This window comes from Paenibacillus sp. JL3B1040 (assembly GCF_057063165.1).
Map to the genome: position 1 here is coordinate 5,154,508 of NZ_CM169317.1, position 12,259 is coordinate 5,166,766.

Genomic DNA, 12,259 nt, shown 5'->3' on the forward strand with positions numbered 1-12,259 from the left:
GGTGGCAGCCTTTTTCGTAAAGTAGTCTGTACTGATTGTATGTGCTAAAATTACTAACGTACCTATTCGCAAAGGAGATAAATACGTGTCGAATCCAGTATACGGGAAAAAAGCCACAGCGTCGAGAAACGGGGAAAAGTTACCTGCGGCGCTTTGGGTGTTGATGATTGGGTTGATTTTGTTCTTGGTCTGGGCCCCGTTCCAGGCGGGTCTTTTCAACGGACTTGCTTTAACTTTCGAAGAAGCGATCTATTGGGCAGTGATTGTGGGCAGTCTGTTGATGCTGGCCTGGGTCGCCGCTTACTTTAAAAGTATCAAGCTGGAAGACCAGCGGGATTGGACGGCACTGTTCGTTCTGCTTATTCCCATAACCTACATTATCGCACTGATTTCCGCAGCTAGCCAGTACTTTGCTGCCAATATGGTGTTGATTCAGTGTCTCTATGCTTTTATGTTCATCATCGGACTATACCTGCTGCAACATCGCAAAGCGAACCAAATCCTTGAAACGACGATGATCAGCGTAGCTTATGTCATTGTCCTGTTCGGCTTGTTCAACTGGCTCGGACAAGGTCGGACGGTGTCGGCAATTGTCGGTTGGTTTACAAAAACCGTCATCAACGGACAGTACAACCAGGCGGTTTGGGTGGACGCTAACGGCCCGCGGCTGGCATCGGTATTCCAATACCCGAATACATACGCCGCTTTCCTCATGGCGTTCTTCTTCGTTGCCGTATTTGCGATAACCCGTTCGAAAAAATGGTATGGACAAGCCATCCACGCCTTTATGCTTGTGCCGATTGTGCTCTCGTTATTGCTTACTTTGTCACGAGGAGGTTTGGTGTTCCTGCCGATCGTGTTTATCGTCTTGCTGCTGTTCCTCAAGCCGGCGAAGCAGATTCTCTGGATCGTATACTGCCTGATTGCCGGAGTCGGCACATTGGTCATTGCCAAGCCCGTAACCGAGCTGGGGCAGCAATTCCATCTGGGACAGATCGGCGATCCCGCCAAAGGATGGTTCCCTGTCTTGGCCGCTTCGATCGTTCTGGCTGTTGTCGCTTGGCTGATCCAACGTTTTATCGCACCTCGTTTAGAGAATGGCACAAGCAAGTGGGCCGGTAAGAAGCTTGCCAGCTTGTGGCTGCCTCTCGTTTCCGTCGTTGCCGTAGGCATTTTGGCAGCCTTGTTCCTGGGAACGAATCTTAAGCATGTTCTGCCGGGCAATATCGGGGAACGTTTGGAGAACCTCAATCTGCAACAGCACAGCTTCCTGGAACGGATCACGTTTTACAAGGATGCCGTGAAAGTTCTCAAGGACTATCCGATCATCGGTGCAGGTGGCGGCGGTTGGGCGTCCATTTTCGAAAAATATCAAAACAACCCTTACGAAAGCCGTCAAGCCCACAGTTTTGTGATGCAGTATCTTGTTGAGGTCGGGATTTTGGGTTTCCTGGTTATGGGGGCCTTCCTGATCTTCATCTTCTATAAATATATTCGCGGCTATATCCAAGCGGATGAGCAACATCGCGAGTCTTACTTCGTTTACTTCATCATCGTCCTGTCCATTCTAATGCACAGCTTGATGGACTTTAACATGAGTTACGTCTTTTTGGGCATGTTGGTGTTCCTGGGGCTTGCGGGCATGGCTGCGGTGATGGATAACCGTCCTGTGCCGAAATTCAGCATGAAGGCGGGTACAATTCGCGGAATTTATAGCTCGGTTATCGTCGTTGCCTCTCTCGCCCTGATCTTTATATCGATCCCTTATATTCAGGCGAGCCAGGGAGCTTCTCAAGGAAAATTTTTGATCGCGACGAGCAGCGATTTCCAGGAAATCAAAGCTCCGCTGGATGAAGCGCTGAAAAAACGCAGCAATCATCCGGACGCCGTCATCTATATGAGTGTCTTGCTGCAAGCCGGATTTGAGCAAACGAAGGACGAGGCTTTTTACAATCAAGAGCTGATGCTCCTCACGAATGCCCTGAAAAAAGATGCTTTCAACAAAAATATGTACAACCAGTTGATCAAGCTTTATGAAACCAAAGGGGAGTATGACAAAGCCTACGTTGTGCAACGGGATAATGCCGACCGTTACGCTTGGGACATGGCGTGGTATGAGAAGCTGATCGTCCAGTCATTCGAATTGGGTTATCAGGCGCTTGGCCAACAGGATGTCGCGAAAAAAGAGGATTACTTCAAGTCCGGTCTGGCCGCCTATCAGCATGTGGTTGAAGGGGTTGAGCACCTGAAGACGTTGCCGGAGGGTCAGATGCAAGGGAATCCGTTTGAGATCACGCAACCGATGGTGTTAAATGCCGGTAAAATGCAATTCATGATGAATGAACCGGCTAAGGCCGCGGAGATCTTCAAGGTTGGTCTTAAAGATGATTTGACCGATGGCACGAACCGCGAGATTGCCCGTTGGTATTTGGCTGCTTTGCAGAAGACAGGAGCCAACGACCAGGCCGTGTACGACCGGTTGCTGCAAGTCGATCCCTCCCAGAAGGATTTGATTGAACAATTAGCGAACCTCACGTTTTAAGGAAAAAACGGTCTCTCCCAAAAGGAGAGACCGTTTTCTAGTTCAAGCTATCCAAGATAATCTCCGACATATATTTGATGAGTTCGTCGCGTAGCTCGGGGTTTTCGAGGGCGTAATGAATGGACGTCTTGATGAAGCCCAATTTCTCGCCGACGTCGTGGCGGGTGCCTTCGAAGCTGTAAGCGAGGATCCGTTCAGTTCCTCCCAGCCGCGAGATCGCATCCGTCAGTTGGATTTCCCCGTTGACGCCAACCCGTTGCTCTTCGAGGATGCCGAATATGGCTGGAGTCAAAATGTATCTTCCCATGATTGCCAGATTGGAAGGTGCTGTTCCGGTCTTCGGCTTTTCTATTAATTGATTTGCTAGATACACGCGGTCTTTGACCATGATAGGATCCACGATCCCATAGCGGGATACTTCGTCCCAATCCACCGGCTGAACGCCTACCACGGATGCTTTGTGCTCGTCATATACATTAATCATCTGCTTCAAGCAAGGTACATTCGATTCGACAATATCATCACCGAGCAACACGGCAAACGGCTCGTCGCCGATAAACTTGCGCGCACACCAGATGGCGTGGCCGAGGCCTTTCGGTTCCTTCTGGCGAATATAGTGAATATCTGCCATTTCTGAGGATTTGCGGACTTCCTCCAGCAGCTGAAATTTTCCTTTTTCGTTAAGGTTATATTCCAGTTCAAATGAGGCGTCGAAATGATCTTCAATCGCCCGCTTCCCTTTACCGGTTACAATGATGATGTCCTCAATGCCGGAGGCCACCGCCTCCTCCACAATATATTGGATCGTTGGCTTGTCCACGATCGGCAGCATCTCTTTGGGCATCGCCTTCGTCGCCGGCAGGAATCGCGTGCCTAGACCAGCAGCGGGTATAATTGCTTTGCGAATTTTCATGAAAGTGCGGCTCCCTCATTCCTAATTGATTTATCTGGTGACATTATACCATATCCTACGTGAACGGTTAGCAAAAAGGACCCGGGGATCGCCCCCGAGTCCTACTTAAGTGATAAGAATCAATGGATCCAAAATTTCCGCCATGTGAAGCGCTGCGGAAGTTCTTCCTCGTTTCGGATCCGATTCCCCGGTTCCGGCGTGTGCAGGAAGCGTTCGGTGCCGAACTCGATTTTGCGGTATTCTTGTTCGCCGCCGATTTCCAGCCGTCCTTGTATGCGGGTCACTTCCGACTGCATCTCGAGGAATCCTTCAAACATCACTTTCACCCTCCTAAAAGTTTGTGAGCGAAGCTCGAAAACGAGGTGGTTCTCTAATGCGTCAACCTCCATCAAACCCGCTCTACACCACGTTTGTTTACGCTTTCATTATAGCATATCAACGATTTCTTCATAACCGATAAAGATCGGTTATCGCCCCTTCCGAGGCCTAGTTCACAAACCTTCCACAAGTTGTATTTGATAGAAAAACAGGTGTCTTTGCAGGGTGTTCATTTTCAATTTTCTGGAATTTTTCAATTGACTTTACGTGGGACGTATTATATAGTTTGTTTGTGTGGGACTGAAAGTGAGGTGAGTACCTTGAGTCCACGAACAGGACGGCCAAAAGCGGAAAATCCCAAGAAATACAACATCAAAGCGCGCTTCGATGAGGATTCGTACAACGCCTTGACCGCTTATTGCGACAAGCACCAAATTACCATCACCGAAGCGATCCGGCTGGGGATCAAGAAGCTTTTGTCCGAACAAAAGTAAAAGGAAGCGGCGCAATCTCGCAAAAGAACGACGCCACTTCCCCACAAGGCAACCCCCACGAAGGAAAGTTGCATAAATATCCTACCATGTGCAATCTATCCTTTCAAGGAGGCGGCCTCTTACATGGAAAGGGAGGGTATACATGCCAAGCATTTTGGAAGAGTTGTATTTCGGTCATATTTTGCCGGACGAAACGATCGTGTCCCGCGACCCCCATTACCGTCCGGTTTGCCGGCAAATTTCCGATCTCACCGAATACTGGCACAAGAAATTGGGCGAAGAAGCCTTCAGCGAGCTGGAAAACCTGCTCGACCTGCATGCCAAAGCCAATGCCATGCATGCCGCGGCCGTGTTTTCGCACGGTTTCAAGCTGGGAGCGGCCCTCTTCGCGGAAGTTTTTATTGGAAAAGACGAGCTGGTCCGCCCAACCTCATCCCTCTAAATACGGGGTTTGAGTAAACGGTGGGATTCGGTCCAGGGGGCCCGGTTAGCCGATTCATGCGGCTGGCTGGGCTCTTTTTGAAATGCAAAAGTGCATTTGATATTCCGCTGAAACGCCTATTGGGGCGACTGAAATGCAAATGTGCAGTTGTTTTGAACTCATTTGGAAAAACAAGGGACTGCGAGCGGAAATGAACTGCAGTTTTACATTTGACAGGCATCATCGGAGCAATTTGCCGAAAACCACCTGCACTTTTGCATTTCGTGCGTTTCTATTTTTTAACTAGTCTCACAAAACAAAATAAATTCACATTTATGATGTTGTTTTATGTTGATTCCCCAACATCCAGCGATTATGATGAAAACAGACGGAAGTTGCCAAGTCTCCTTCAGAAGCAATGGTGTTTCACCATCCGGAGGCGTAAAAACAGGAAATCGGCAGCTTCAAATAAGTGAAAATTTTCACTATTGGGAGGATAAACATGAGTCAACGGATGATTTTGAATGAAACGTCGTATTTCGGTGCCGGAGCCATCGCGAACCTTGCAAATGAGATTAAAGGCCGCAAATTGGGCAAAGCATTGGTGGTCACGGACAAGGAGTTGGTGAAATACCAGGTGGTTGCCAAGGTCACGAAACTGCTGGACAGTCACGGATTGCCGTATTCCGTGTTTGATGAAACGGTAGCGAACCCTACCATCGAAGTGGTGCAAAAAGGAATTCAAGCTTATAAGGCGGAGCAAGCCGATTATATCATCGCCATCGGTGGAGGATCGCCGATCGATACGGCCAAAGCCATCGGGATCATTATCAATAACCCGGAATACGCCGACGTTCGCAGCCTGGAAGGGGCGGTCGCAACGGCCCATCGATCCGTGCCCATCATCGCCATTCCGACAACCGCCGGTACGGCAGCGGAGGTCACCATTAATTACGTCATTACCGACGCCGAAAACAAACGCAAATTCGTTTGCGTGGATCCCCATGACATTCCGGTCGTGGCGATCGTCGACTCCGACATGATGAGCTCCATGCCCAAAAGCCTGACCGCCGCAACCGGGATGGATGCTTTAACCCATGCGATTGAAGGGTATATCACCAAAGCCGCTTGGGAGCTGACCGATATGCTTCACCTCAAGGCCATCGAGGTGATCTCCCGCTCCCTTCGCGGCGCCGTCAACAACGAGCCGGCAGGACGCGAGGGCATGGCGCTGGGTCAGTACATTGCCGGGATGGGCTTTTCCAATGTCGGGCTGGGGTTGGTTCACGGAATGGCGCATCCGCTGGGAGCTTTTTACGATACGCCGCACGGGGTGGCCAACGCGATTCTGCTGCCTACGGTCATGGCCTACAATGCGGACTATACCGGCGAGAAATATCGCGACATCGCCAAAGCCATGGGCGTTCCGGGAACCGAAGCCATGAGTTTACAGGAGGCGCGCAATGCCGCCGTGGCTGCGGTTCGGCAGCTGTCGCTGGACGTCGGCATCCCGGCGCATCTGCGCGAGGTTGGCGTGAAAGAAGAGGACATCGCCGCGCTGGCGAAATCCGCCTTCGAAGACGTCTGCACGGGCGGCAACCCACGGGACACGTCGATCGCCGAAATTGAGGAGTTGTATCGGACGATTTATTAAGTCGGGTAGGTTCGAGGCCCGGGTTAGCCTGAGTGTCTAAGTAGAGTGGGGTTACTGGGGTTACTGGGGTTGCTGGGTTACTAGGGGGGGCTGCGGTTTCTGGGGTTTCTGGAGAGTTACTGGGCATATAAGGGGAGGGTTGGGGGCGAGTCCGGTGGCTTCTCGTTGATTGGGATGGAGTCATGTCTCGGGTTGGCTTGGTGCGCGTTGATCGGGATGGAGTCATGTCTATATTGGCTTGGTGCGCGTTGAGTCGGGTTAGTTCACGTTGAATCGGGTTGATTCGAGTCGGCTTGGTTGGTTCAATTTGACGGCTAACGGAACTCAGAAGCGTTATTTGTACAAAAGCAGGGACAGCGAATTTGTAACGGACCCAGGAGACCTTATTTAACCCAATATTGCCGAAGGCGCTCCTCATGAAGCCAAATAGCGCCCTCTGGTTCCGTTAGAGCGGGAAATGTCCGGGAAATGGGCAAATAACGTCGTTCAGGTCCGTTGCTAGAGTCTTTTACCTCGGGACCAACAGCCTTGGGCGTGGTAGGAGTAACTGGAGTAACAGAGTAGCAAGAGAAACCGAAATGGCTGGAACCGCAGGAGTAGTAGAGTAGTAGGAGTAACTGGATCAATTGGAGTTGCGGGTGTAACTTGGGGAAGTTGAGTAACTTGTGCAAATGCAGCAACAACGGTGAGCCGAAACTCTAACGCTTGTCAGCGGCGCTATTTGGCCCAAAACGAGGGCTTGCAGGGTGTAACGCTTGTACTTCTAAAGCCGGTTTTTGCTCCGAAATGTTGCATAAAACACAAATTTGCACACAAAAAAGGAGCCCCGCGCGGCAATGACCGTCGCAAGACTCCACTTTGTTATTATTTCACCAGTTGCCCGCGCGTGACGCCGAGCTGATTGGTGGCTTTGAGTGTCTTCCACACCTGTGTGCCGCTGATTTCTCCGCGCAGGGCCCGGTTGTAGAGGTCAATGACCTCATGCACCTGCTCCGGCGTTTCCTCGAGGAATTCGACGCGGTATTTCGATACGCCCAGTTCGAGAAAATGGCTCAGATACTCCGCACCCGACTGCTCAATGGCGTTGTACACCGTATTGCGGCAGCCCTCGTCCACCCGGACGGGATGGGACATCCCGATCCGGTCCTGCAGCGAGGCGCGGTGCTCTTCGCACGGCCGCCCGCAGTTGGTGTAATCTGTGCCTTCGCTGAGGAAGGTGCAATACACGCAGTGCTCGGTATGGAACATCGGCAGATGCTGGTGGATCACGATCTCCATGTCGGCCGTCGGGCTGACCCGGAGCAGATCGACCATCTGCTGGATGTTCAGGTCGTAGGACGGCGTGACCACGTCGCAGCCGACCTCCAGGAACAGCTCGGCCGTCTTATGGTTGGCGATGTTCAGCGAGAAATCGCCGATCAACTGCGGATGCACGGCCGATGGGTTCTCTTGCCGGTGGCGCAGGTAGTAATACAGCGCCCCGGTGTTGCGCACCAGCACCGCGTCGGGTTGGAGGCGCAGGATGTTGTTGTGATAGCCGTTTTCGCCCGGCATGTGGATGCGCGGCGTCGCCAGCGCGATCCAGGCTCCGGCCGCACGAACGGCGTCCACTGCTGCCGGGAACTGCTTGATAAACTCGAAGTCGGCGTAGATGTAGGATACGCCGGCTTCCAAGGCAGCCTGCACCTGCGGCAGGCTGCGGCACAACGCGGCGAGCTGCGCTCCGCCGCGCTTCACGGGCGCCGCGGGCCCGCGGCCCTGCGCCTGTTGCGGTTGCCCCGCAACCGCAGCGGCTGCCGCCGCCGCCAGCGGCGCCGAAGACGCCCCGCCCGTGGCAGGGGCGTCCAAACCCGCCGCCCGTGTCCGTGTCCACACGGGCGGCTTCGGCCGCTCGGCGGCGAGCAGCTCCACCGCGCGCCGGCGGATGCCGTTCAGCTCTCGCATGGGCAGGATGACGTCGCCATAGAGCTCCGCATCCAGCTTCTCGAGCTGAAACACCGTGCCGCCGAGACGCCCGAACTGCTCTTCGAGCAGGGCGGCGTCCATCGGCCGTTTTTGCGCGACCTCGAGCTCCAGCTCCGAGTCGACTTGCACCGTCGTCCCCTTCTGCACATCCGTCCAGAAGGTCGACAGCAACCCGCCGGCATGGCCCACCGCCCGCACCTGCACCGGGAAGACGCGGTACGGCTTCTCGGTCTCGTACGTCTGGCGCAGCCGCTTGTCGAGCGCCGGATCGCTCGTCTTCCAGATGCGATCCCCAACGTGCACGCGGCGCAAATCGACGTCATTCCGGCCCGGCACAATGTCGACGATCCAGCCTTCCCCGGCTTCGCCTTCCTGCTTCACGCCTTGGCGGCGCAGGTCGTAGACGCGGCCGCCTTCTTCTTTTTTCGTCGGATCCCCGGCATCAAACACGATCCCGTCCCCGCGCTTCAGCGGCGCTTCCAGCTTGCAAACGACACCGTCGCGCAGTACCTTCTCCACGCGGCCCAGGTAAACGCCCCGGCTTTTCGGGAACGTCCCCTCGACCAGCTTCTTATTGTTCGTCCCTTCCAGGAAGCCATGCGTAAAGCCGCGCGAAAAGCTCTGCTGCAGCTCGCGGATCTCTTCCTTCGACGGACGCGTATCGTCTCCATCAAAATAACGATCAATCGCCTTGCGATATTTGCTCACTACGTTGGCGACATACTCCGGGCTTTTCATCCGGCCTTCGATTTTGAATGACGTCACGCCCGCTTCAATCAGCTCCGGCATGATGTCGATCGCCGCCAAATCCTTTGGCGACAGCAGATAAGCCACATCGCCCATCGGCTTCGGCTCCCCGTCGACGATCAGATCGTAGGGCAAGCGGCATGCCTGCGCGCATTCGCCGCGGTTCGCCGAACGCCCGCCCCACATTTCCGACGTCAGACATTGGCCCGAGTAGGACACGCACAGCGCCCCATGCACGAATACCTCCATCGGCAGCTTGGCTTGCTCCCCGATCACCTTGATTTGCTTGAGGTTATTTTCCCGGCCCAGCACCACGCGTTCCATATTCCACGGCTTCACGAACTCCACCGCCTCCGGCGAAGTAATCGTCATTTGCGTCGAGCCATGAATCGGAAAGTCCGGCGACAGTTCGCGGATTAGCTTCACCAAACCGAGGTCCTGCACAATGACCGCATCCACGCCCGCATGCATGCACGCTTCAATCAGCTCCTGCGCGTCCCGCAGCTCGTCCTCGAACACCAGAATGTTGAACGTCAGGAAACCCTTGACCCCATAGCTATGCAAAAACGCCATAATCTCCGACAGCTCGTCCATCCGGAAATTGTTCGCCCGCGCCCGGGCATTAAACTTCTCCACGCCAAAAAAGATCGCGTCCGCCCCGTTCGCCACCGCCGCCCGCATGCAATCCCAATCGCCGGCCGGAGCCAGCAGCTCCACATCCTGCCGCGTTAAAGTCGTCTTGCTCATGTATGTCCTCCCAAACCGGCCGCAGCCAGCGTCTATTCTACTTGATCGAAAACAGTTCAAAATTAAAGTGATCCATCAACTTATCTATTCTAGCAGACATTGCGCGTGTACTCTAGCCCCTTATGACCCTTCGCACGGCTTCTTTACACCATTATCCCTTTCGTTCAGGATCAGGGGGGGATCGTCATGGGGGAACCTGGGGAATAAATACGGAGGCGAGGTGTCCATTTTACGGTTGCGAACTGAGCTTTTTGTTCCATTTTCCAACGACCTGAGGCAACGGGATAATCATCAAAAGAGCAGGGCACAGATGCCCAGGTCCACCCTACAATTCTCAACATGCGAAAAAAGAAGCCAACGGAAGCTGAACTCCCATTGACTTCTTCCCATTATAAACCTATCCGCTTCGCCCGCGAGGCCCGGATGATCTCTCCCGCCTGGCGAATGATCTCGTCCAACGACGCTTCGTCCGCGACATCGTATTCGTCAATGTTCAGCCGCAATACGGGACAAGCCGTGAACTCGTCAATCCATTTCGCATAACGTTCATGCATATGCTGCCAGTAGGACACGTCCGTCTGAATCTCCATTTCCCGTCCTCGCAGCCGGATCCGGTTCAGGATGGACGACAGATTCCCTTCCAGATAAATCAGCACGTCCGGATGCGGAAAATACGGCGTCATCACCATCGCCTCAAACAGGCTGGTATACGTCTCGTAATCCGTTTGGGACATCGTCCCTTGATCGGCGTGCATTTTGGCGAAAATTCCGGTATCCTCGTAAATCGAACGATCCTGGACAAAACCGCCGCCCGCTTCGACAATCGCCTTCTGTTCTTTAAACCGCTCCGCCAGAAAATAAATCTGCAGATGGAAGCTCCATCGTTCGAAATCGTGGTAGAACTTCTCCAGATACGGATTGGTGTCGACCTTCTCCAGTGAAGTGCGAAAGCCGAGGCGAGAGGCCAGCGCGGTGGTCAACGTGGATTTGCCGACACCGACGGTACCCGCTACCGTAATCAAGGCGTCCGGGGGAATGCGAATTTCATGACTCATGTTATAAGTGCTCCTTTACCTTGGCGACGATCTGCTCAAAATGCTCCGGGTGCTTAACGAAATCCAACTCATTCCCGTCAATCGTGATCAGCACCGTCTCCGGCTCCTGCGTTTGAAGCCTAGTCATCGCCGTTTCGTAATCCTCGATCAGTTGTTCCAGATAGCCGGGATCGATGTCTCGCTCATAGCCGCGCCCGCGTTGTTCGATTCGTCTCAGCAAGGTGGCTAACTCCGTCTTGATGTACACGATCATATTGGGTTTCGGAAGATCGTCGGTCAACAGATGATAGATCTGCCGGTATTTTTCCCGCTTGTCCCCTTGCAGCGTGCGCTTAGCAAAAATCCAGTTTTTATAAATATGATAATCCGATACAACCGGCAGCTCCCGGGAGAGATAATTTTGCACCGTATCCTCCAATTGCTTGTACCGGTTGCACAAAAAGAACATTTCCAACTGAAAGGCCCATTCCTCGATATTCTGATAGAACTTGTCCAGGAACGGGTTCTCGTCCACGATCTCCTTCAACAGCGGAAAATCAAACCGCTCGGCGAGCATCGCAGCCAGCGTGGTTTTTCCGGCTCCGATGGCGCCTTCCACGGCGATAAACGGGCTTGGCTTCTTCACTTGATGGTCCTCCCACATCTCACTTGCCTGAAAATTGACTAGAATATTGTAACATAGAACCCAGGCAAAAGGCTTTTCATTTTGTGTAAGGCCGCCGACGAGCGGTAATCCGCTTTTAGTGAAAAACGGATTTTATGGTTTTTGTTTACAGGAATTCCTCGGGTTATGCCGAATTATTAATTTGTTGTCTAGATGAGCAAAAGGAGGTATGTCAATGCGAGGCAGAGGAATCGTTCGAGCCCTGGATGAACTGGGGCGTATCGTATTGCCCATTGAATGGAGAAGGGTATTGGAAATCGAGGAAAAGGACCCGATGGAATTTTTCATAGACCCCGATTCCCGCTGGATCATGATTCGCAAATATCAGTCGCAGGCCTGCATGTTCTGCCAGACCTTGGATAACCTGGTCTATTTTCATGAGAAGTTTATTTGTCCTTCTTGCATCCAGAGCCTTCGTCTACAAGCTTCCCTGGAGCCCGGCACACCCCCTTCTCCGCCGGAAACCAAGGAGGTTGCGGCAACCGCATCCGCAAAGAACATGATGTCGGATCGTCCCCCCAAAGGCACCGCCGCAAAGAAACGAGGCCGAACCCGCAGCAAAGCCTACGAACGGCTGCTGGAAGCCATGCGCACGCACCCAAACGGCACCCAAATCGAATGGGCCCAAACGATTGGCGTTTCCCAGAGCCGGGTGAGTCAACTCCTCCAGGAAATCAGACAATCCGATCCCGCTATGAAAACGAGGAGAAAAGAGGGCCCAACCTAAGAAGCTCCCCCC

General features: G+C 53.2%; 10 protein-coding genes. 5 read left to right on the plus strand and 5 right to left on the minus strand.

The features are described 5' to 3' along the window. Positions 1 to 85 precede the first annotated feature (85 nt). Complete coding sequence (locus ACZF99_RS23685) at positions 86 to 2,542, plus strand: O-antigen ligase family protein (protein ID WP_483607343.1); 2,457 nt, start codon at positions 86 to 88, stop codon at positions 2,540 to 2,542. A 37-nt stretch (positions 2,543 to 2,579) separates the two neighbouring features. Here the strand turns inward: ACZF99_RS23685 and galU are convergent, their stop codons facing one another. Beyond that, positions 2,580 to 3,455, minus strand: coding sequence for a UTP--glucose-1-phosphate uridylyltransferase GalU (galU, locus tag ACZF99_RS23690; protein ID WP_483607344.1), 876 nt, complete (start codon positions 3,453 to 3,455; stop codon positions 2,580 to 2,582). Positions 3,456 to 3,574: 119 nt separating this feature from the next. Beyond that, positions 3,575 to 3,772, minus strand: coding sequence for a hypothetical protein (locus ACZF99_RS23695; protein ID WP_483607345.1), 198 nt, complete (start codon positions 3,770 to 3,772; stop codon positions 3,575 to 3,577). Positions 3,773 to 4,093: 321 nt separating this feature from the next. On the opposite strand from ACZF99_RS23695, the gene ACZF99_RS23700 reads away from it, so the two are divergent. The 3 genes from ACZF99_RS23700 to fucO all read left to right on the plus strand — a co-directional run bounded on the left by ACZF99_RS23700 (position 4,094) and on the right by fucO (position 6,342). After that, positions 4,094 to 4,267: a CopG family transcriptional regulator gene (locus tag ACZF99_RS23700; protein ID WP_483607346.1), complete on the plus strand. Its 174-nt coding sequence runs from the start codon at positions 4,094 to 4,096 to the stop codon at positions 4,265 to 4,267. Positions 4,268 to 4,409: 142 nt separating this feature from the next. After that, entirely contained in the window at positions 4,410 to 4,709 is a 300-nt protein-coding gene (locus ACZF99_RS23705) for a DUF6809 family protein (protein ID WP_483607347.1), read from the plus strand. A 481-nt stretch (positions 4,710 to 5,190) separates the two neighbouring features. Continuing rightward, positions 5,191 to 6,342 (plus strand): lactaldehyde reductase, encoded by a 1,152-nt coding sequence (fucO, locus tag ACZF99_RS23710; protein WP_483607348.1) that lies wholly within the window; start codon positions 5,191 to 5,193, stop codon positions 6,340 to 6,342. An 864-nt stretch (positions 6,343 to 7,206) separates the two neighbouring features. Here the strand turns inward: fucO and ACZF99_RS23715 are convergent. The 3 genes from ACZF99_RS23715 to ACZF99_RS23725 all read right to left on the minus strand — a co-directional run bounded on the left by ACZF99_RS23715 (position 7,207) and on the right by ACZF99_RS23725 (position 11,481). Continuing rightward, positions 7,207 to 9,801, minus strand: coding sequence for a U32 family peptidase (locus ACZF99_RS23715; protein ID WP_483607349.1), 2,595 nt, complete (start codon positions 9,799 to 9,801; stop codon positions 7,207 to 7,209). Positions 9,802 to 10,190: 389 nt separating this feature from the next. Further along, complete coding sequence (locus ACZF99_RS23720) at positions 10,191 to 10,856, minus strand: deoxynucleoside kinase (protein WP_483607350.1); 666 nt, start codon at positions 10,854 to 10,856, stop codon at positions 10,191 to 10,193. 1 nt (position 10,857) lies between these two features. After that, the gene (locus tag ACZF99_RS23725; protein WP_483607351.1) at positions 10,858 to 11,481 is read right to left on the minus strand and encodes a deoxynucleoside kinase; all 624 of its coding nucleotides are present in this window, start codon (positions 11,479 to 11,481) and stop codon (positions 10,858 to 10,860) included. A gap of 214 nt (positions 11,482 to 11,695) precedes the next feature. On the opposite strand from ACZF99_RS23725, the gene ACZF99_RS23730 reads away from it, so the two are divergent. Further along, the gene (locus tag ACZF99_RS23730; protein WP_483607352.1) at positions 11,696 to 12,247 is read left to right on the plus strand and encodes an AbrB/MazE/SpoVT family DNA-binding domain-containing protein; all 552 of its coding nucleotides are present in this window, start codon (positions 11,696 to 11,698) and stop codon (positions 12,245 to 12,247) included. The last annotated feature ends 12 nt before the right edge of the window (positions 12,248 to 12,259 follow it).